The organism is Streptomyces sedi (assembly GCF_006335015.1).
In the GTDB taxonomy this organism is placed as follows: Bacteria; Actinomycetota; Actinomycetes; order Streptomycetales; family Streptomycetaceae; genus Streptomyces; species Streptomyces sedi.
This window is the reverse complement of record NZ_VDGT01000017.1, coordinates 1-20,610: the sequence shown is the minus strand read 5'-3', so window position 1 is coordinate 20,610 and position 20,610 is coordinate 1. Positions and strand designations below refer to the sequence as shown.

The window sequence follows — 20,610 nt, the reverse complement described above, 5'->3', positions numbered from 1 at the left end:
GACAGGCAGCCGACGCGTCCAATGAACCCGTGCGATCCGGGGGTTCGAGGCGGTGCGAATCCAATCAGATCCGATGGTGATTGATGACAGGGTTTGACGACAGATAGGGTCCGATCCTCCGTACGGAAGGGGCCCCACGGTGGCGAACCTGGTCTACAAGCGGGTGTCGACCGACCAGCAATCCACCGCCCGGCAGGACCTCGTCCTGGCCGAGGCCGGGATCGAGGACCCCGTCGTCTTCGAGGAGGACCCCGGCACCTCCAGCCGCCTCCACCCTCTCGAGCGCCCGAAGTTCAGCGAACTGCTCACCTACGCGCGGCCGGGCGACACCGTGCACATCTCCGAGATGTTCCGCCTCGTGCGCGGCAACCAGCACATCCTCGACGTGCTCGACGTCCTGCACCGCGACCGTCTCGCCCTGCGCATCCACGACGGCGCGTTCTCCGCAATGGACCTCACCGCCCGCCACCCGCGCACCGGTGAGCTGCTGTCCACCGTGAAATTCATGGTGCAGACCTTCGCCGCCGCCGGCGAACTCCAGCGCGAGCTGACCTACGACGGACTGCGCGCCGCCGAGGCCAAGGGCGCGAAGGGCGGGCGCCGCCCCGCCGTCGCGGCCGCGACGGCCGTCGGCGTACGCACCGCGTACCTCGAAGGCCGCTCCATCGCCGCCCTCGCCCGTGACCACGGCGTCAGCCGCGGCGCGATCCGGACCGCCGTCGCCGACCTCCTGCCCAAGCACACCGCCACCGAGGAGGATGCCCCCGCCCCGGAGCTACCGGTCACGCTCGACATGCCGGGCAAGGTCGCCGACTACCTCCGCACCACCGAGCTGGAGCCCGTCGAGCGGGCCGCGCTCGACCAAGGGGTGGCCGTACGCCGCGGCCAGGACTACACCCTGCGCGTCAGCGCCGCCCTCGCGGTGCACCGCCAGCTCCTCGCCCGCTGCCAGCCGCTCGACGGCGGCCAGGGCGTCCCCGCCGTCCCGGCCCAGCGCAAGGCCCGCCGCGAGTACGAGAACCGGGTCAGCGCGCTCACGCCCTGACCATGATCCTTCTCAGCGCCAACCGCTGTACCGATGTTCCCCGAGGCCGACTTCGATGGTCGGGTGGGTGCGTAGGCTGGGATGCCGGAAGTGGCTCTGGAGCCTTTCGGCTTCGTCGTCGACAGTGCGCCACCGGCCTGCGCGCTGTAGGGCAGCGGCGATCTGCGACCGGGTGAGGGCAGCTGCTGCTGCTGGTGTGGGAGCCAGGGCGAGGATCGCGCGGGCTTGGGGGTGGCGGAGTTTGGTGTGGCGTGGCCAGGCGGTGATGGCTGCTGGGTAGGAGGTGGCCAAGCAGGCTCGGAGCTGGTGCACGGCTCGGGTGCGCTGGCGGATGGCGCGGGTTTGGGCGGTGGCCAGGACACGCAGGGCGCTGACGGCGCGGGAGCCGGGGGCCAGAGCGCGATGGCGGCCGGTGCGAACCATGTCTGCCAGGGGGGCCCGACCGGAGCGAGCGACTCCATGAAACGCACCGGCTCCCGAAGAAACCCCGGCGTGTGCCCGACCACGGGAAGCCTGCCCGGTGCCGTGGGAATGCGCATGGTGAAACACCATCCCGAGTCGCGTTGACAGGGAACGCGCCGATCCCGGTCACCCGGCTCACACGGGCCACAATCGCACATCCACGCTACCGGGACCACCAGCCGCCGGGTAGAGCGCCTCTCGACCCCCGCCGCGCCGACCCCGGGGTCAGCTCGTGCGAAGCTCAGAACGCGGCCCAGAGGGCGACCAGGCAGACGGGCGGAAACAACACGGAAGAACGCCGTCGTTCTCGGTCGGTTCCCTGTTCGGTGATTCCCACATCGTAGAGAGGAAAGTTGGCCAGAAAGAACCACAGGAGGAGGAAGGGGACAATCCCGATCACGGAGGACGAAGTTCACGCCGACGGGCGCGCACCAGATCCGTCTCACTCCGCGTCCTTCCGCCGCTCATCGAGGATCTCCATGTCCCTAGCCCTGCCCACCCTCTTCCGCATGGCCCCTCGGCGAGGAGCGGCTGGGCAGGCCACCCACGTCCGCCGCCTCACCCCCAACCGTCAGGCAGGGCGGGCCCGACCGGTCGGGCGTGGGATGCCATGGCAGGGCGCGCCCGTCCGCCCGCACGGATACCTCCTCCACCGCGAGGGTGCTGGGCGTGGTCCGACGGGCCTCCCCGCACCGAGGCAGGGCTCCGCACACGCGCACGGCTCCGCACACCGCGCACGGGGCGGCGCCGTCCCGTTGCTGAAGACCGTCCGTCCACATCGAACGAAGAGACCACATCGGCGGGTTGTGGCACTCGGTCACGATGCGGAGCACCATCGCACCATGGGACGTGCGCGTGAAGACCCCGGTGGGCCCGGCGTTGGCCCTCTCGACGTCAGTCCACCTCCCGCAGTGCGTGGTGGGGGCAGCAGGCACCCCCGCCCTCCGTCGCGACGAGCAGCAGTTCGACGCTGATGAGCAGATCCAACAACTCCGGCCGGGCCAGGTGGTAATACGAGGCGCCCCCCTCGATGCGCAGATCCACCAGCCCGCAGCCACGCAGGTGCGAGAGGTGTGCCGAGACGGTGGAGTCGGCCAGACCCAGGGCGTCGGACAACTCGTCCGGCTGTGCCTCGCCGCCGGCCAGATGATGCAGGATCGCCAGCCGGGCCGTGTCCGCCAGGGAACGGAACAGGGTCACATTGGGAGCCAGTGCTTCGCTGCTGGAGTCGTCCCCCCACGAGTCCAAGCTGAAAGCCATTTGTGTTCCTTCCGGTCGCGCCGGGACCGGAAGACGCGAGACTCCGACCCCGGCATTACTGCCATGAGTCGAAGGTCTCGCCCGCCTCGAAATAACGAGGCCGCGCAGCCGGACGTCTGTTGAGACGTCAGTATGTCGACCGCGACATTAGGGGCTACTCCCCTTCGTTCTGACAGCGTGCCACATAGGCGTCTCCCGAGCAAGTGCCCGCTAGTTACCGGAGGTTGAGGCACGGGGCCGACGCGCCGGCGCCGGGCCGCGTCACCGATCGGCCCGGGCGCCCCCCGACCAGGGGGAACGTACGAGGGCCCCGGTCCGGCGCGACCGCGCGATGATCCGTCCCGGAGCAGTCGACCCGTTCGGTAACGAAGATGAATCGACTTCGGAGGAGGAACGTGAAGTCCGTGTTTATCGCACGCCACAACGTCGTCGCAGTGGAGGGCGTGTCCGATATTCGGCGGGACTTCTCACGGAGAGAACTTCCCTTTACGCAGCGGTACATCGCATTTCCTGCGGGTGCGCGCCCGGTCGGCGCCCGGGGGCGTTCTCAGGCGCCGGCCGCGCCCTTCGGTTGCTCTCGCCCCGGGGTCGCCACCGCCCCGGCGAAGCCCGACGGCACGGAGACATCCACGACCCGCCACCGCGCCACCGACGCCGGCCCCGGCGCCGCGCCGAGGTAGTCGAGCGACGGGTCGCGGGCGAGCCCGGTGCCGATCCCCTTCAGGTACGCCTCCTTGCGCGCCCAGATCCTGGCGCAGGCGGAGGGCCGCTCCGCCGGGGGAAGCAGGCCGAGCTCCGCCCTCTCGCGTGGGTGCAGCGCCCCCACGACCTCCGCCGTCGTGCGGGCGGACGGCACCTCTTCCACGTCCACGCCCACGGGCTGTGCGGCCACCGCCAGCAGCGCGAGGGAGCCGCTGTGGGACAGGGAGAAGTGGGGCGCGCCGCCCTCGACCGCCGGACGGCCGTGCGGCTCGTCGCACAGTGGACAGTTCTCGCGGACGAGGTTGACGTGGCGGGGCGGGATGTCGAGGTAGGCCCCCAGCAGCGTCCGCAGCGCCACATGGGCGACCAGATAGGTCGCGCGGTCATGCTCGCGGCGGAGGGCGGCGGCTCGCCGCTGCTCCTCCTCGTCGAGAACCGTCGGCGCCGCCATCGCGGCCGACGCCGCGTGCCGGGCGGCGTCCACGATCCACAGCGCGGGCAGGGCGCCGGGGGCTGGCGTGCGCACCGGTCCGGGACCGGCGGCGAGGTCCAGCTCGGCGGGCCGGCGCCCGGCGGTTGAGGGAGCGCGCACGGCGGTCGCGGAACGTCCGCCGTCCGCCGCCGCGTGGCCACCATCCATCGGCCCGGCCACCCCCGATCACCATGCCATCCGACTTCGTCCATGAAATCGACAGGTGAAGCTACCATCGGCGCGCGGCGTTGGGTAGCGGGTTCGTCCGGCCGCCGGCGGCACGACGTCGTGCCGGGGCGCCGGAGCCGTCGTTGACGCCCCAGGGCGTCACGCTGCGACGACCTGCGTCAACAGCCGGGCGCGGCCGAAACGTTGCCGAACCATGACTCGCCCCGCATCGACACACCGTTGACTGCCGTTATCATTCTTCTATGTCGATAATGAGCGAGACCGCGTCCGGGTTCCGGGAGGAGCTCGCGCCGGCGGCGGCTATGTTCCGAGGTCTGTCGGACTCCACCCGGCTGGCGATCTTGCAGCGTCTGGCCCGTGGCGAGGCGCGAGTTGTGGACCTGACGACGGCGATGAACCTCGCCCAGTCCACCGTGTCGGCGCACCTGGCCTGTCTCCGTGACTGCAATCTCGTCACCGCGCGGCCCGAGGGCCGGCAGATGTTTTACTCGCTCGCCCATCCCGAACTCCTGGACCTCCTCGCGTCCGCCGAGACGCTGCTTGAGGCCACCGACAACGCGGTGGCGCTCAATCCGCAGCACGGTGCCGCCGAGGACGACGACTCCGCCGAGGAAGTGCCGCTGGCTCCTCGCCCCGCCGCGCGGAAGCGGGCTCGCCAGCGCGCGTGACCCACCCTGGCCGAGCAGAGCGCAGCGCCCCGCGGTCGGCCCTGCTCGACCGGCCCGCCTCTCGCTCGTTGCCTCGACTTTCCTCTCGTTTCCTCTTGCTTCTCCTCGTGGTCCCCTGATCTCCGCTGCGACTTTTCTCGCCGGCTCGGGGGCGGCCGGGCCGGTCCGGCGCGGGAGACGGCGTCGGCCAGGCTTCACCGTGCCGAGCGCGGGGAGACTCGGTCGCGATACCCGCGCACGAATGTGTGCGCACTTTGCTCCAGGGAAGATCGGCCCCTCGGTCGCCGAGTCGACAGCGTGCCACCGACGTTCACGGAACGCCCGTCTGGCCGCACCCGGCCCGCCTCGACGTGCCGCAGCCGCCCCGGGAGCCCGCAGGTCACCGCTCCCACGTCATCGCAAAGTGGCGATGCTAGCGAGATCATTTGATGTCATCCGCTCGTCTCGGTCCTTGACGGTTCCCGTGGAGACGTCCTAGGTTTGCCGATGACAGCAGAGATCAACGGCAACATCGTCAACATCCGATGAGATCGACCGGCGTCGACCCCGTGACCCTTGGGGGGCGACACGCCTGACGAGCGCCAGGTGAAGCACCGATCCACGGGGGATGCGGACATTCAACGCTCAGTGCACCAAGGGCAGTTCGGGGCTGCCCTGGTACGGGTTCCGTAGGGGCCCGGTAGGTGCGACTGACAGGTGGCGCGCATTCCACAATTGAAGGGGGAATTGTGGACTTTGACCTGACCGCCGACCAACAGCGGCGGTACGACGAGACCCTTGCCGCCACCCGGGAGCAACTCGGTGACGCACCGTCCGGCGCGGACGGATACTTCACGCGCCAGCAGTGGAAGGTCGCCGCGTCCCTGGGGCTGACCGGCCTCTGCCTGCCCACGGAGCAGGGGGGCGGCGGCCTCGGTGCGCTGGACACCGCGCTGTCCCTGGAGGCGTTCGGGCGCGGCTGCCGCGACACCGGCCTCGTGTTCGCCGTCTGCGCCCACCTGTTGGCCTGCGCCGTCCCCATCCGCGACTTCGCGTCGCAGGAGATACGCGACGGGATGGTGTCCGGCCTCGCCAGCGGCGATGTCATCGCGGCCAACGCGATGACCGAGGACGACGCGGGCTCCGACGTCGGCCGGCTTGCCGTCCGAGCCCGGCGCGACGACGACGGGGCGTACGTACTCGACGGTGAGAAATCGTTCGCCAGCAACGCCCCCGCCGCCGACGCCATCGTCACCTACGCCGTCACCAACCCGAAGGCCGGGTTCCTTGGCGTGACGGGGTTCGTGGTGCCCCGTGACCTGCCCGGGGTCGTCGTCGGCGAGCCGATGGAGAAGATGGGGCTCAGCAGCTGCCCGGCGTCGCGGGTGAGATTCGACAACTGCCGCGTCCCGGAGGCGTATCGGCTCGGTGCGGAGGGCCAGGGCGGTGCGGTGTTCCAGCACTCGATGGCCTGGGAACGCGCCTGCCTCCTCGCCGCCTACCTGGGCGCGATGGAGCACCAGCTCGCCCGCTGCGTCGAACACGCCAGGCGGCGCGAGCAGTTCGGACGACGCATCGGCGCGTTCCAGGCGATATCGCACCGGATCGCCGAGATGAAGCAGCGGTTGGAGAGCGGCCGACTGCTCCTCTACCGGGGATGCTGGCTGCTCGACAACGGCCGCGATCACGTGGGGGCGATCGCCCTGGCGAAGCTCGCGGTGTCTGAAGCGGCGGTGGCCAACAGCCTCGACGCGGTGCAGATATTCGGCGGCGCCGGATACCTCTCCGCCGCCGGCATCGAGCAGCAACTGCGGGACGCGATCCCGACCACCATCTTCTCCGGAACCAGCGAGGTCCAGCGGGAGCTGGTGGCCCGGGAGGCCGGACTGTGACGCTGCACCAGTACGTCATCGACGCCGCGGCCACGGCCCCCGAACACCTGGCGGTCGCCGGCCCCTCGGGCGCGTACACCTACGGCGAACTGGACCGGCGCGCCAACGCCCTGGCCGCCAGGTTACGAGACCTCGGCGTCGAGCCGGGCGACCGTGTGGTGGTCTGGGCCGAGAAGTCTCCGGAGACGGTGGCGGCGACGCAGGCCGCGCTGCGGCTGGGAGCCGCCTATGTGCCCGCCGACCGCAACGTTCCGCGACAGCGGGTCGCCACCATGGCCCGCGACTGCCGGGCCCGTGCGGTCGTGACCGACGCCCAGCCCACGTCGCAGCTGGCCCAGGACCTGCCCGGCGTCCCCGTCCAGGACCTCCACGAGGAACTCGCGCCGCCGCCGAGCCCCGTCAACGAGGCCGTCGACATCGGCGATCTGGCGTACATCCTCTACACGTCTGGCTCAACCGGCAGCCCCAAGGGCGTGTGCATCAGCCACCGCAACGCGAGGGCGTTCGTCGACTGGGCGGTTGCCGAACTCGGGGCGACGCCCGAGGACCGGTTCGCCAACCACGCGCCGCTCACCTTCGACCTCTCCGTGCTCGACCTCTACGCGGCGTTCGCCAGTGGGGCGTCCGTCCACGTCGTTCCGCACGAACTCGCCTACGCACCAATCCAGTTGGTGGAGTTTCTGTACCAGGAGCGGATCAGCGTCTGGTACTCGGTGCCGTCGGCCCTCGCGCTGATGATGCGTGCCGGCGGGATGCTCGACAGGCCGGCGCCGGAGAGCCTGCGGGCCGTGCTCTTCGCAGGCGAGCCGTTCGCGATCGACCAGGTGCGCCAACTCGCCGGCTGGACCCGGGCCAGGCTGCTCAACCTCTACGGCCCGACGGAAACCAACGTCTGTACCTTCCACGAGGTCGAGCCCCGGGACCTGCGGCGGGACCGGCCGGTGCCGATCGGCAGGGCCTGTAGCGGCGACCTGGTGTGGGCCCGGCGATCCGACGGCGCGGTGGCCGAGGTCGGAGACGAGGGCGAACTGCTGGTCAAGGGCCCGACGGTGATGCTCGGGTACTGGGGCCAGCCGGCCCACCGGGGCCCCTACCACACCGGCGACCTGGTGCGGGTCCTGCCGGACGGCCGGTTCGAGTACATCGGCCGGCGCGACCACATGGTCAAGGTGCGCGGACACCGCGTCGAACTCGGTGAGGTGGAGGCGGCGCTGTCCGCCCACCCCGATGTGGCCGAGGCGGTCGCCGTCGTCGTCGGGCACGGCATGGACGCCCGGTTGGTGGCCTTCGTGCTCCCCCGGGCCGGACGGGAACCAGGCGTTCTCGGCCTCAAGCGACACAGCGCGGAACGGCTGCCGCGCTACATGGTGGTCGACGAGGTGCACCGGGTCGCTCAGCTGCCGCGAACCCGGAACGGGAAAGTGGACCGAGGCGCACTCACGGCACGCGTGACCCGTTCCACGAGGCCGGTCGAGAATTCGGCGAGCACACGAGACTGATTCGCCGGATAACCAGTTCCAGCATCGACACTCCACGCAGTCAGCGCAGAGAGGGAATTCACGTGTCCACTGACGAGATATCGGCAAAAGTGACTGCCTTTATCAAGGAAAGGTTTCTCAGCGGGGACGAGAACAAGGAGCTGGAGGACACCACGCCGCTGCTTGAGTGGGGCGTTCTCAACTCGATGAACACCGCCCTGCTGCTCATGTACCTCCGGGACGAACTCGGCGTTGTCGTGCCGCCCACGGGAATCGTCGCGGAGAACTTCAAGGACATTCGCAGCATCACCAAGATGGTCAACGACCTGGGAAGTCCGCAGCGGGCGACCGTCGCGGGAACGGAGTGAGGAACGGCATGAGTACTGACTACGACATCGTGATCGCCGGCGGTGGCCCGGCGGGTTCCACCGCAGCGGCGTACCTGGCCAAGGCGGGTCTTTCCGTCGCCCTCTTCGAGAGCGAGAGCTTCCCCCGGGAGCACGTGGGCGAATCCCTGGTGCCCGCCACCACCCGCGTGATGACCGAGACCGGCGTCATGGAGAAGATCGACCGGGCCGGATTTCCCAAGAAGTACGGGGCCGCGTGGACCTCGAAGGAAACCCGCAACATCGTCACCAACGATTTCAGCAAGATAGCCCACGAGTTCGGGGCCGCTGAGATCCAGTTCAGCGAACGGGACCAGCCCGGCGTCACCCGCGACTTCACGTACCACGTGGACCGTGGCAAGTTCGACAAGATCCTGCTGGAGCACGCCGAGGAACTCGGGGCGAAGGTCACCCAGAACACCCGGGTGCGCAACGTGGACTTCGACGACCCCGACCAGGTCACCGTCACCTGCCGCAATGAGTCCGGCGAGTTCGACGTCACCGCGCGGATGTTCGTGGACGCCTCCGGCCGCCAGACCATGCTCGGGCGGCAGCTGCGCGTGAAGGTCCCCGACCCGGTGTTCGACCAGTACGCCATCCACAGCTGGTTCGAGGGACTGGACCGGAAGGCGATGACGTCCAACCCGGAGAAGATCGACTACATCTACGTCCACTTCCTGCCCATCAACGACACGTGGGTGTGGCAGATCCCCATCACCGACACGATCACCAGCGTCGGTGTGGTGACCCAGAAGCACCGGTTCGTCGAGGCCAACACCGACCGCGACAAGTTCTTCTGGGACTTCATCGACACGCGTCCCGAACTCGCCGAGCAGCTGCGGAAGGCCGAGCAGGTCCGCCCGTTCAAGGTCGAGGCGGACTACAGCTACGCCATGAAGCAGATCTGCGGCGACCGTTTCGTGATGATCGGTGACGCGGCGCGGTTCGTCGACCCGATCTTCTCCAGCGGTGTCAGCGTCGCGCTGACGAGCGCGAAGTTCGCCTCGCAGGACATCGTCGCGGCCTTTGAGGCCGACGACTTCTCCCGGGCGATGTTCAGCAGCTACGAGAAGCGGCTGCGCAACGGCGTGCGCAACTGGTACGAGTTCATCTCCGTCTACTACCGCCTGAACGTGCTGTTCACCGCGTTCGTGCAGGACCCGAAGCACCGTCTCGACGTCGTCCGCCTGTTGCAGGGCGACCTGTACGACGACGAGGAACCCGAGGTGCTGCGCGTGATGCGGGAGACCGTGCAGGCCGTGGAGAACGATCCCACGCACCTGTGGCACCCGTACCTGGGCTCGCTGCGCGCCCCCACCGCAGCGCCGGCGTTCTGACCCACTCCACCCACGCGAGGAGACGGGGCGACGTGCCGCCTCGCCCGCACCGCCGGCCGCGAGGCCACGTCCCCCTCTTCGCGAACCCCTCGTCCCATCCGACTTCCCCAGGCAGGTCCCCCCAGACCCGCCTGGCGTTCCCGGCGCCGCCGGAGACACGACACGCGACCGCTCCGCCAACCCGACGTCGTTGGTGACCCGTGGAGGTACAGACAACATGGTTGCCGAGTCAGCCGTTCCGGCCCACGAGAACGAACCCATCGCCATCGTTGGCGTCGGGTGCAGGTACCCGGGCGGAGTGCGCGATCTCGACGCGTTCGGCACGGTTCTCGCCACGGGCGCCGACATCACCCGCCAGGTGCCTGCCGACCGCTGGGGCCCCGAGTACTGGGACCCCGAACGGCGGCGCCCTGGCACCACCTCCAGCCACACGGGCACCTTCCTCGACGACGTCGACCGCTTCGACCCGGCGCACTTCGGCATCGCGCCGCGCGAGGCGGGATCGTTGGACCCGCAGCAGCGGATGATCATGGAGGTGGCCTGGGAGGCGATGGCCGACTCCGGCCGCCCCCGCGAGTGGTGGCACGGTACGCGCACGGGTGTGTTCGCCGGCATCCTGGCCAACGACTACGCCCTGCTGCACAGCAAGACCCTCGGCGTGGAGGGGATAGGCCAGAGCTACGCGCCCGGCATGGAGTTCAGCTTCGCCGCCGGCCGGCTCGCCCACGCCTTCGACCTGCGCGGCCCGGCCGCCGCCGTCGACACGGCGTGCTCGTCATCCCTCTTCGCGGTCAACATGGCCTGCCAGAACCTGCGCTCCGGGGAGTGCGACATCGCCGTCGCCGGTGGCGTCAACGTGATGGTCGCCCCGGAACTCAGCGTCTTCATGAGCCGGGTCGGCGCTATCTCGCCGACCGGCCGCTGCCGCCCCTTCCACGCCGACGCCGACGGCGTGATACGCGGCGAGGGGTGCGGGTTCGTCGTGCTCAAGCGGCTGTCCGACGCGGTGGCCGACCACGACCAGATCTACGCCGTCATCCGGGGCTGGGCGGTCAACCAGGACGGGCGCAGCCTCGGCGTGACCGCACCGAACGCGGTCGCGCAGATCGCCCTGCACCGGGCCGCGCTGGAGCACGCCGGACTCGGCCCCGATGCCGTGGACTACGTCGAGGCGCACGGCACGGGCACGCCGCTGGGCGACCAGCTGGAGCTGATGGCCCTCGCCGAGGCCTACCAGGAGCGCTCAACCGCCCTGCCCCCGGTGCTGATCGGTTCGAGCAAGGCCGTGTACGGGCACACCGACGCCGCCGCCGGCATCACCGGCCTGCTCAAGGCCATCTGGATCGTCAACGCCACCCACGTCCCGGCCCAGCCCGACCTCGACCAGGTCACCAGGGCGGTGAGCTGGGAGAACAGCCGCATCGCCGTGCCGACCACCGGTTACGACCTGCCCGAAAGGGACCGGCCGGCGCGGGCCGGAGTCAGCTCGTTCGGCCTCAGCGGCACCAACGTGCACGTGATCGTCGAGGCGCCCCCGAACGACGACACCACCGAGGCGCCCGCCACCGGACCACAGGTCCTGCTCGCCTCGGCCTCCCACCCGTCGGGACTAGCCGAGCAGGTCTCGCTGCTGCGCGCCCGCGTGAGCGACCCGGAACAGCCGCGCCTGGCCGACCTCCTGGCGTCCGCCGCGACCCGCCGCACCCACGAGAGCCACCGCTACGCGGCTGTCGCGGCCGAGCCGAGCGGGCTGGCCGCCGCCCTGGGCGACCCGCACGACCCGCCGCAGGGCGGCTACGCCGGCACGGTCACCCCCGGCGACGTCCCCGCGCCCGTGTTCGTGTACTCCGGGCAGGGCAGCCAGTGGTCCGGCATGGCCGTCGACCTCCACGACGGCGATCCCACCGTCCGGGACACCCTCGACGAGTGCGACGCGCTGATCCGCGACCACGCCCCATGGTCCCTCGTCGACATCCTCCGCCGCGCCGAGGACGGCGCGCTCGACCGCACCGACCACGCCCAACCCGCCCTCGTTGCCGTCCAGATCGCCGTCACCCGGTGGCTCGCCGAACGCGGCGTGCGGCCGAGCGCCGTCGTCGGACACAGCGTCGGTGAGATCGCCGCCGCCCATGTCTCCGGCAGCCTGTCGCTGGCCGACACCATGGCCCTGGTCGTACGCCGTGCCGAACTGCTGCATGGCACGGCGGGCGCCGGCGGGATGCTCGCCGTCCAGGCGGACCCGCTCACCGTGCAGGAGGCCCTGGACAGCCTGGGCGGCTCGGCCGTGATCGCCACCGTCAACGGCCCGTCCACCGTGGTCGTCGCCGGACCTCACCCGGACCTCGACCTGGCCCAGGCCGCCCTATCCGCCCGCGGGTTGCGCACCCGGCGGCTGGACCTGGACTATGCCTTCCACAGCCCTGTCGTGGCCCACTGCGGTCCCCAGCTCCGCGACCAGCTGGCCGACCTCGACGTGCGGCAGGCCACCGTTCGCCTGCTGTCCACGGTCGACCCGGAGACGGAGGCGCCGCGTCCGGACGCCACCTACTGGGAACGCAACCTGACCCAGCCGGTGCTGCTCGGGCCCGCCATCGACCGGCTGCTCGCCGACGGCCGGCACGCCCTGGTGGAGATCGGCGGCCACCCCGTCCTCGCCCGCCCGCTGACCGCCGCCATGTCCGCCGCGCGGCGACCCGGCCCCGTGCTGCACACCCTGCGGCGGGCGGAACCGGGCCCACTCGCCCTCCACCAGACGCTCGCCCAACTCCACGTCGCCGGCGTGCCGGTCGACTGGGAACGGGTCACCGGCCGACCGCGCCGCTACCACCGTATGCCCCCACCCTCGTGGGGCGGCGAACGGCACTGGCTGCCCGGCGTGGAACGCGGCCAGCAGACCCGCCGGCACGAGGAAACCACGGCCCTGCCCGCCGCCGCGCGGCTCAGCCTGCTCGACGCGAACGGCCGCGTGATTGCCGAGATGCTCACCCAGCCGCACGGCGCGACCACGGCGCCGGACGCCCCGGCCGCGCCGCCGGCCCCGACGGCGCCCGACACCAACGCCCTTCCCGAGCCCTCGACTCCGGCCCCCGCACTGCCGGCCGGCGGCGCGGATCACCCGACGGCAGCGCACGTTACCGACCGCGTCGACCTCGTCGTTCGCGCGATCCTCGGTATCTCCGAAGGCCAGCCGCTGCCGCGCAGGCGCGGGCTGTTCGAGCAGGGTATGGACTCGCTGACCGCCGTGGAGCTGCGCACCCGGCTGGAGGCCGAATTCCAGGTCGCGTTGCCGTCGACCGTCGTCTTCGAGTACCCGACCATCGAGGCGCTGGGTACCCATCTGGCCGGCCTGATCCCGGCTCAGGCGGCGCCGGCCGGCATGGGCGAGGAGCCGGACCCGCGGCCGGCGGCGCGCGGCGCGTCGCCCGACGACGCCTCCTCGGACGGCGCCTCCTCAAGCGGTGCTGAGGCCGACACCGCCGAGGCCGACACCGCCGAGAGCGGCGTCGCCGTCATCGGACTGGCCTGCCGGTTGCCGTCCGCTGACTCCCCTGACGCCTACTGGGCGCTGCTCACCGAGGGGCGCAACGCGACCTCCGAGCCGCCGCCCGGCCGTCGCGACCACCCGATCTGGGCCGAGGCCGGCACCGACGTGCCCACCCGGGGCGGCTACCTGACCGATGTCGCCGGCTTCGACGCGGAGTTCTTCCGCATCGCGCCACGGGAGGCGCGCTCCCTGGACCCGCAGCAGCGGCTCGTCCTGGAGACCGCCTGGGAGGCGCTGGAGGACGCGGGCCACCCGGCCGGCTCCCTCGAAGGACAGCCCGTCGGCGTCTACCTCGGCCTGAACACCGCCGACTACCAGCAGTTGATCACCCGCGACATGCGGCAGGTCGACCACTACTACGGAACCGGAACGTCCTTCGCCGCCACGGCCGGACGCGTTTCGTACTTCCTGGGCCTGCGCGGCCCCAGCATCGCCGTGGACACCGCGTGCTCGGCCTCGCTGACGGCCCTGCACCTGGCGTGCCAGGGCCTGGAGCGGGGCGACTGCTCCGTCGCCATTGTCGGCGGCGCCAACGTCATCGTCGCCCCCACCGTCTCCGTCTCCATGGCCGGGGCCACCGCCCTGGCCTCCGACGGCCGGTGCAAGACCTTCGACGACGCCGCCGACGGATACGGGCGGGGCGAGGGCGCCGTGGCGCTCGTCCTCAAGCCGCTGGCGGCGGCCAGGCGGGACGGCGACCGGGTGTACGCCGTTGTGCGCGGCAGCGCCGTCAACCAGGACGGTGCCAGCGGCGGCATGACCGTGCCCAGTGCCGCCGCCCAGGTCGACGTGGTGCGGCAGGCGCTGGACCGGGCCGGTTGGGCCCCGCACGAGGTCGACTACGTGGAGGCGCACGGCACGGGTACCCCCCTCGGCGACCCCATCGAGGTCAGGGCCCTGGCCGAGTCGCTCGGCCCGGGCCGTGACGCCACGAACGCCCTGCTCATCGGCTCGGCCAAGGCCAATCTCGGCCACCTGGAGGCCGCCGCCGGCGTGGCGGGCCTCCTCAAGGCCGTCCTTTCGCTGCACCACGGCGAAATCCCGCCGCACCCGCTCGACCGGCCGTCGACCCGGATCGACTGGGACACCATCCCGGTCCAGGTCGCGACGAGCCGCCGGCGGTGGCCCGAGCGCGGCCGTCCCGCCCGGGCCGGCGTCAGCGCCTTCGGATTCAGCGGCAGCAACGCCCATGTGCTCCTGGAGCAGGCCACGCTGCCGCCGGCCCACGCGCCCGCCCCGCCCCGCGTCACGCCCTACGTCCTGCCGGTCACCGCCGCCACGACGACGGCGCTGCGGCTCGCGGCGGCCCGCATGGCCGACCGGCTGGACGCCGCGCCACACGAACTCGACGACATCGTGTACACCGCCGCCCACCGCCGCTCCTGGCTGTCGCACCGCCTGGCCGCCGTCGGGCACGACGCCGCCGAACTCGCCGACCGCCTGCGCCGGGCCGCCGCAGCCGAGCACGACGCCGAGGTCGAGCAGGTCCGGGTCGGTACCGCCGAGGGCGACCGCCCGCGCACCGTCGCGTTCTGGTACGGCCCCACGCCGCCGCCCGCCGAGGTGCGGCAGCGGCTCGGCACCGCGCCCGAGTACGCCCGCGCCCTGACCACCTGCGCCGACACGTTGCAGACGGTCACCGGCACCGACCACGACCTCACCGCCGAGCCGCCGGCCGACCTGCGTGCCGCGTACCGCTTCTGCCATCACGTGGCCGCCACCATGCTCTGGTCCAGCGTCGGCATCACCCCGCACGGCGCCGTCGGGCTCGGCGGCGGCGAGGTCAGCGCGGCCTGGGCCGCCGGCCAGCTGACCATCGCTGAGGCCCTGCGCCTGCTGACCGGCGCCCCCCGCGACATCAAGCTGCTGCCAGGCCGCGTTCCCGTCGTCTCCGCCGAGCACGCCGAACCAGCCGCCACCGCCACCGAACTGGCGAGCCGCGCCAACGCGCCCGCCGACCAGCCCGCCGATGACGGGATGGCGCGGTGCGCCGACCGCCTTACCGCCGCGCGCCTGGACACCGTGCTCGACGTCGTCCTGGGCGAGCCCCCGGCCCGGCTGGTCGGCCCGCACGGGCTGTCCGTCGAGGCCGCCGACCCGCTGCTGCGCCTCGCCCTCGGCGCGGCCGAACTCCTGGTCACCGGCGGCGCCCCCAGCGCAACGGCCCCGCCCCGCCGCCCCGTCAGCCTGCCCGCGTACCCATGGGAGCGCCGCCGCCACTGGCTGCACGAGGCCGGCGCCGCCCTGGCGCCGCTGGTCCCCTGCGTGCTGTCCGCCGCCGACGCGACGGCGCTGCGCGACCAGGCGGAACGGCTGCGGGCCTTCGCCGCCGTCGACAGCGCGCCGGCCACCGCCGACGTCGCATGGTCGCTGGCCACGGCCGGCCCCGCCCAGCGGCACCGGGGCGTCGTCCTCGCCCGCGACCGGCAGAGCCTCCTCGACGGCCTGCACGCCCTCTCCCGTAACACCCCCGGCGCCAACGCCCTCCTCGGGCAGGCGCGTTCGGGACAGCGGCCGGTGCTGCTGTTCCCCGGCCAGGGCTCGCAGTGGGACGGCATGGGCGCGCGTCTCCTCGACACCTCCACCACCTTCGCCGAACAGCTGAGCGCCTGCGCCGACGCGCTCGCCCCGCACGTCGACTGGTCACTGCTGGACGTGGTGCGCGGCGCCCCGGGGGCGGCGTCGCTCCAGCGTGTGGACGTGGTGCAGCCGGCGCTGTTCGCCATGATGGTCTCGCTCAGCGCCGTCTGGCGGGCACACGGCGTGGTCCCAGCGGCGGTCGTCGGCCACTCCCAGGGCGAGATCGCGGCCGCCTACGTCGCCGGGGCGCTGTCCCTTGAAGACGCGGCGAAGGTCGTCGCCCTGCGCAGCAGGGCGCTGGTCGCGCTCTCCGGCCTCGGCGGCATGGCCACCGTGAGCCTGAGCCCCGCCGAGACGGAGCGGCGGCTCGCCCCCTGGGCGGACCGGCTCTCGATCGCCACCGTCAACGGACCCCGCACCACCGTCGTCTCCGGCGAGACTGCGGCCGTGGAGGAGTTCACGGCCGCCTGCGCCGAGGACGGCGTCCGGGTCCGCCGCGTCGGCGTCGACTATGCCTCCCACAGCCCCCAGGTCGAGAGGGTCCGCGACCGCGTCCTGGCGGACCTCGCCGACATCACCCCCCTGTCCGGCGACGTCCCCTTCTTCTCCACCGTCACCGGCGACGAGGTGGACACCCGGGGACTGAACGCCGACTACTGGTACACCAACCTCCGCCACACCGTTCAGTTCGAGCGGGTCACCCGCACTCTCGTCGACCGTGGCCACGACGTGTTCGTCGAGGTGAGCCCGCACCCCGTGCTCGCCGTCGGCGTCGAGCAGACCATCGAGGACGCCGACAGTCGCGCCGTGGTGGTCGGCACCCTGCGCCGCAACGACGGCGGCCTCGAACGGTTCACCACCTCCCTCGCCGAGGCGTTCGTCCACGGCGTGAACGTGGACTGGCCCGCCACGTTCGCGGGAACCACCCTCCGGCACGTCGAACTGCCGCACGAGCACCCCGCGAACGAGCCCGCCGCCTCCCCGGCCGAGGCCGGCTTCTGGGAAGCCGTGGACCAGCAGGACACCGCCGCCCTCGCCGAAACCCTCGGGCTGCCGGCGGACGACACCGACCCCGCGCTCGACGCGATCCTGCCCGCGCTCTCCGCGTGGCGACGCCGGCACCTGCTCGGCTCGACCGTCGACGCCTGGCGCTACCGCGTGCTCTGGAAGCCCGTCGCCGTGCCACCCGCCGAAGCGCCGTCGGGAACCTGGCTGCTGGCGGTGCCCGTTGACCATGGCGCGCGAGACTGGACACGCGCGCTCACCGCCGCGCTGGATGCCGGCGGACTCCGCACCCGGACCGTCACCGTCGACCCGGCCACGGCCGAGCGTGACCAGCTCGCCCGGACCCTCGCGGACACGGCAGCCGAATGCCCGGACCTGGCCGGGGTGTTGTCCCTGCTCGCCCTCGACGAGACCCCGCACCCGACGCACCCGGCCGTCGTCCACGGCCTCGCCGGCACCGTGCTCCTGCTCCAGGCCCTGGGTGACGCGCGGATCGACGCCCCGCTGTGGTGCGCCACCCGGGGCGCGGTCTCCGTCGGACAGGCCGACCCGCTCCGCAGCCCCGCGCAGGCCCAGACGTGGGCCATCGGTCGGGTGGCCTCCCTGGAGCACCCGCAGCGCTGGGGCGGGCTGGTCGACCTCCCGGAGGCGTTCGATGACACCACCGTCCAGCACCTGATCGCCACGCTCTGCCACCCCGACAGCGAGGACCAGGTCGCCCTCCGGCAGACCGGTGTCCAGGTGCGCCGACTGACGCGCGCCCCCGCGAACGACACCGCCTCGGCCTCCGGCTGGACGCCCCGAGGCACCGCTCTGATCACCGGCGGCACCGGCGGAGTCGGCGCCCACGTCGCCCGCTGGCTGGCCGCCAACGGCGCCGAGCACCTGGTGCTCACCAGCCGGCGCGGACCCGACGCCGACGGGGCGCGGGAACTCCGCGAGGAACTCGCCGAGTTGGGAGCCCGGGTCACCCTCGCCGCCTGCGACGTCAGTGACCGGGAGGCTCTCCGGGCGCTGCTCGCCGACGTTCGTGCCGAGGGCTCGCCGCTGCGCGCCGTGGTGCACGCCGCCGGCGTGGGCGTGTTCGGCCCGCTGGACACCCTCGGCGTCGCCGAGTTGGCCGGCAACCTCGCGGCCAAGGCCGAGGGCGCCCGACACCTGGACGCGTTGGTCGAGGATGACCTGGACGCCTTCGTCCTCGTCTCGTCCATCGCTGGCATCTGGGGCAGTGCCGACCACGGCGGATACGCGGCCGGCAACGCCTATCTCGACGCGCTCGCCGAACACCGCCGCGCGCGCGGCCTGCCCGCCACCTCGATCGCCTGGGGAGCGTGGGCCGACAGCGGCATGAACGTGGGCGAGGGCGCGGAGCAGCTGCGCCGGCGCGGCCTGGTCGCCATGCCACCCGAGCACACCACCGCCGCCCTCGCCGGCGCGGTCGCGCGGGACGAGACCACGGTCGCCGTGGTCGACGTCGACTGGGACCGCTTCGCCCCCGCGTTCACCCTCGCCCGCCGCCAGCCGCTGCTGGAGGAACTGCCCGAGGTCCGCCGCGTGCTCGGCCTGGACGACGCCCCCGCCGGCGACGAGGCGACCGGCTCCGCCCTGGCCCGGGAGCTGGCCGACCTGTCGGCCGGGGAACAGCTCCATCGGCTGCTCGACCTCGTGCGCGGCCAGACCGCCGAGGTCCTCGGCTTCGACGCTCCGGACACCGTGCGGCCGGACCGCTCCTTCCAGGACCAGGGCTCCGACTCCGTCACCGGCGTCGAGCTGCGGAACCGGCTCCAGACGGCCACCGGCCTGCGCCTGCCGGCCACGCTGGTCTTCGACTTCCCCACCCCCACCGTTCTGTCCGAGTACCTGCGCACCCAGGTCGTCGGGGAGCGCGCGGCCCGGCCGGCGCCAGCCCCGGCACTGGCCCCGGTGGCGGCCGACGACGATCCGGTGGTGATCGTCGGCGCGGCCTGTCGGTTCCCGGGTGGGGTGGGTTCGCCTGAGGAGCTGTGGGAGTTGGTTGCCGAGGGTCGGGATGCGGTGTCGGGTTTTCCGGCCGATCGTGGGTGGGATCTGGAGGGGTTGTATCACCCGGACCCGGATCATCTGGGTACGTCGTACAGCCGGCATGGTGGGTTTCTGGCGGGTGTGGCCGAGTTCGACGCGGATCTGTTCGGGATCTCGCCGCGTGAGGCGCTGGCGATGGACCCGCAGCAGCGGCTGCTGTTGGAGACTTCCTGGGAGCTGTTCGAACGGGCCGGTATCGACCCCCTCTCGCTGGGCGGCGTCCAGGCCGGCGTCTATGTCGGCGCCGTCGCCCCCGACTACGTCACCGGGATGCCCCAGGTCCCGCACACGCTTGAGGGCTACTCGGTCACCGGGAGCGCCACGAGCGTGATCTCGGGCCGGCTGGCGTACACCTTCGGTCTTGAGGGGCCTGCGGTGACGGTGGACACGGCGTGTTCGTCGTCGTTGGTGGCGTTGCACCTGGCGGCGCAGGCGCTGCGGCAGGGTGAGTGCCGGCTGGCGCTCGCGGGCGGCGTCTCCGTTCTGTCCAGCCCCAAGGCCTTCGTCGAGTTCAGCCGGCAGCGCGGGCTGGCCGCCGACGGACGATGCAAGTCGTTCGCCAACGCGGCCGACGGGTTCGGCCCGGCCGAGGGCGTAGGCCTGCTGTTGCTGGAACGGCTCTCGGACGCGCGGCGCAACGGTCATCGGGTGTTGGCGGTGGTGCGTGGCACGGCCGTCAACCAGGACGGCGCCTCCAACGGGCTGACCGCGCCGAACGGTCCCTCGCAGCAGCGGGTGATCCGTCAGGCGTTGGCGGCGGCCGGGTTGTCGGCGGCGGACGTCGACGCCGTGGAGGCGCACGGCACCGGAACGACGCTGGGCGATCCGATCGAGGCGCAGGCGCTGTTGGCGACCTATGGCCAGGAGCGGCCCGAGGGTCGGCCGTTGTGGCTGGGATCGATCAAGTCGAACATCGCGCACACCCAGGCCGCCGCCGGCGTCGCCGGGGTGATCAAGATGGCGATGGCGATGGAGCACGGGCTACTGCCCAGGACGCTGCACGTGGACGAGCCGTCGCCGCATGTGGACTGGTCGGCGGGCGCCGTCGAGCTGCTGACCGAGGAGCGGCCCTGGCCAGAGGTTGATCGCCCGCGTCGGGCCGCGGTCTCGTCGTTCGGGATCAGCGGCACCAACGCCCACGTCATTGTCGAGGCGGCTCCCGAGTTGGTGGATGAGGACATGTCTGATGTGACTTCTCATACGGATGGTTCGTCGTTGTCGGTGGTGCCGTGGGTGATTTCGGCGCGGTCGGGGGAGGCGTTGCGGGGTCAGGCGGAACGGTTGGTGTCGTTTGTGTCTTCGGGGTCGGGCGTTGAGGTGGGGGAGGTTGGGTATTCGCTTGCGGTGACTCGGGCTCGGTTGGATTACCGGGCTGTGGTGTGGGGTGAGGGTCGGGAGGAATTGCTGGGCGGGTTGGGTGCTTTGGCGCGGGGGGAGTCTGCGGAGTGTCTGGTTGAGGGTGTGGTGCGTGGTGGTGGGCGTGTGGTGGGGATGTTCCCTGGTCAGGGTTCGCAGTGGGTGGGTATGGGGCGTGAGTTGTATGGGGTGTT

The 20,610-nt window shown here is 72.0% G+C and carries 10 protein-coding genes; 7 read left to right on the top strand and 3 right to left on the bottom strand.

All coding sequences use genetic code 11. The annotated features are described in order from the left end of the window. Positions 1 to 139 precede the first annotated feature (139 nt). Positions 140 to 1,045, top strand: a complete 906-nt coding sequence (locus FH715_RS20485; RefSeq protein WP_139647490.1) for a recombinase family protein — start codon at positions 140 to 142, stop codon at positions 1,043 to 1,045. 12 nt (positions 1,046 to 1,057) lie between these two features. Here FH715_RS20485 and FH715_RS29580 read toward each other — a convergent pair whose 3' ends face one another. From FH715_RS29580 to FH715_RS20475, 3 genes are all read right to left on the bottom strand, one after another. Beyond that, the gene (locus FH715_RS29580; RefSeq protein ID WP_170184780.1) at positions 1,058 to 1,468 is read right to left on the bottom strand and encodes a hypothetical protein; all 411 of its coding nucleotides are present in this window, start codon (positions 1,466 to 1,468) and stop codon (positions 1,058 to 1,060) included. Positions 1,469 to 2,401: 933 nt separating this feature from the next. After that, positions 2,402 to 2,767, bottom strand: coding sequence for an ArsR/SmtB family transcription factor (locus FH715_RS20480; protein ID WP_139647488.1), 366 nt, complete (start codon positions 2,765 to 2,767; stop codon positions 2,402 to 2,404). 547 nt (positions 2,768 to 3,314) lie between these two features. Then, entirely contained in the window at positions 3,315 to 4,109 is a 795-nt protein-coding gene (locus FH715_RS20475; protein ID WP_139647486.1) for a 4'-phosphopantetheinyl transferase family protein, read from the bottom strand. 272 nt (positions 4,110 to 4,381) lie between these two features. Between FH715_RS20475 and FH715_RS20470 the strand changes: the two genes are divergently transcribed. The 6 genes from FH715_RS20470 to FH715_RS20445 form a co-directional block, all read left to right on the top strand. Further along, positions 4,382 to 4,798 carry an ArsR/SmtB family transcription factor gene (locus FH715_RS20470; protein WP_246108866.1) on the top strand — a complete coding sequence of 139 codons (417 nt, stop codon included), beginning with the start codon at positions 4,382 to 4,384 and terminating at the stop codon, positions 4,796 to 4,798. 728 nt (positions 4,799 to 5,526) lie between these two features. After that, a complete protein-coding gene (locus FH715_RS20465) occupies positions 5,527 to 6,669 on the top strand; it encodes an acyl-CoA dehydrogenase family protein (RefSeq protein WP_139647484.1) in 1,143 nt (380 codons plus the stop codon). Next, on the top strand, positions 6,666 to 8,168 hold the full coding sequence (locus FH715_RS20460) for an amino acid adenylation domain-containing protein (protein WP_139647482.1): 1,503 nt from the start codon (positions 6,666 to 6,668) through the stop codon (positions 8,166 to 8,168). Before FH715_RS20465 ends, FH715_RS20460 begins: the two co-directional genes overlap by 4 nt. A 62-nt stretch (positions 8,169 to 8,230) precedes the next feature. Next, a complete protein-coding gene (locus FH715_RS20455) occupies positions 8,231 to 8,515 on the top strand; it encodes an acyl carrier protein (protein ID WP_139647480.1) in 285 nt (94 codons plus the stop codon). Between the two features lie 8 nt (positions 8,516 to 8,523). Then, positions 8,524 to 9,870 (top strand): NAD(P)/FAD-dependent oxidoreductase, encoded by a 1,347-nt coding sequence (locus FH715_RS20450; protein ID WP_139647478.1) that lies wholly within the window; start codon positions 8,524 to 8,526, stop codon positions 9,868 to 9,870. Between the two features lie 217 nt (positions 9,871 to 10,087). Beyond that, positions 10,088 to 20,610, top strand: a 10,523-nt coding sequence (locus FH715_RS20445) for a type I polyketide synthase (protein ID WP_139647476.1), incomplete at its 3' end; no start/stop codon positions are given.